The 1658-nt window shown below is 67.8% G+C and carries 2 protein-coding genes; both read left to right on the plus strand.

Annotated features, from left to right (window positions below):
- The first annotated feature begins 63 nt into the window (after positions 1-63).
- Positions 64-921 (plus strand): carboxylating nicotinate-nucleotide diphosphorylase, encoded by an 858-nt coding sequence (gene nadC, locus ACE3S9_RS19300; protein ID WP_374548097.1) that lies wholly within the window; start codon positions 64-66, stop codon positions 919-921.
- Positions 922-1038: 117 nt separating this feature from the next.
- Positions 1039-1658 (plus strand): tetratricopeptide repeat protein (locus ACE3S9_RS19305; RefSeq protein WP_374548098.1); only part of this gene is annotated, 620 nt, incomplete at its 3' end.

Consider the following 1658-nt stretch of genomic DNA (forward strand, 5'->3'; position numbering starts at 1 on the left):
CTCCTCCATCACCTTGGACGAAGCCCTGACGCTGGCGCGCCGCATCGCTTTGTCCGAGGCCGCATGATACTGCCCGAGCTCAATCCCCATCTCGTAGAGGAAGCCGTAAGCGCCGCTTTGGCCGAGGATTTCGGCCGCGCCGGCGACATCACCTCGCAGGCGACGATCCCGGCGACGGCCCAGGCCAAGGCGGTGATCGCCGCGCGCAAACAGGCGGGCGTGCTGGCCGGGCTCGATCTTGCCCGCAAGGCCTTCGAACTGGTCGATCCGACCCTCCGCTTCGAGGCGCTGGCGGCGGACGGCGACGCCTTCGCGCCCGGCGCCGCGCTGGCGCGCATCGAAGGCCGCGCGCGCGGCATCCTCTCCGCCGAGCGGGTCGCCCTGAACTTTCTCGGCCGGCTGTGCGGCGTCGCGACCCTGACGGCGCATTACGCCGAAGCCATCGCCCATACCAGGGCGAATATCTGCTGCACCCGGAAAACCACCCCCGGCCTGCGCGCCTTCGAGAAATATGCCGTGCGCTGCGGCGGCGGCATGAACCACCGTTTCGGCCTCGACGACGCCGTGCTGATCAAGGACAATCACATCGCCGTGGCCGGCGGCGTGGCGCCGGCCCTCCGCGCGGCGAAGGCCTTCGTCGGCCATCTGGTGAAGGTCGAGATCGAGGTCGATACGCTCGACCAGTTGCGCGAGGTTCTGGCCGAAGGCGCCGATGTCGTGCTGCTCGACAATATGACCCCTGCGCAATTGCGCGAGGCGGTGGCGCTGATCGGCGGGCGCATGAAGGCCGAGGCCTCCGGCGGCATTCACCTCGGCACCGCGCGCGAAATCGCGGAAACCGGCGTGGACCTGATTTCGTCGGGCGCCCTGACCCATTCCGCGCCGGTGCTCGACCTTGGCCTCGATATCGAGATCGCCTGACGCTCCCGACCGGTCGATGGCCTATGAGCCCTTGCCCTGACAGCGTAAAAACGCCATCTTCCTCGGGTCCAACATCGCAGAGCGCGCGACTCGCCGTGCGTCGAGAAAGTCGATTTCGTGAATTTCAAATCCGCCTGCGCCAAGAACGGGGCCTTTGTCGGCCTTGCCCTCATCCTCGGCCTGCCGACCGCCGCCCTGGCGCGAGAGACGGTCTCGATCGCCGCGCCGTTCGAGGTCGGCGAGAGCCCGGCCGGAAATTACCTTTCCGCGCGCGTCGCCGAGGCCGAGCACGACACTTTGGCGGCCTCGACCTTCCTGCGCGAGACCCTGCGCGCCGATCCGCACAATAATGAACTGATCCAGCGGGCTTTCGTGGCGGCCCTCGCCAATGGCGACATGCCGGACGCCTTCGCTTTGGCGCAGAAACTGGTCGCGCGCGACGCCCGCAATTCCTCGGCGCGGCTCGCTTTGACCGTGCGCGACTTCAAGGCCAAGAATTATCCCGCCGCGCGCACCGAACTCAACGCCAGCGTCTCGGCCGGACAGCGCGACCTGACCACCATCCTGCTCACCGCCTGGAGCTATGTCGGTTCGGGCGACGTCAAGCGGGCCCTGACGCTGGTCGACACGATGAGCGATCCGAGCTTCGCCGTGTTCCGCGATTTCCACGCCGGCCTGATGCTGGACGTCGCCGGCCGCACGCAGGAAGCCGGAACGCGGCTCAAGGCGGCTTATGC

The organism is Rhodoblastus sp. (genome assembly GCF_041915505.1).
Taxonomy (GTDB): domain Bacteria; phylum Pseudomonadota; class Alphaproteobacteria; order Rhizobiales; family Beijerinckiaceae; genus Rhodoblastus.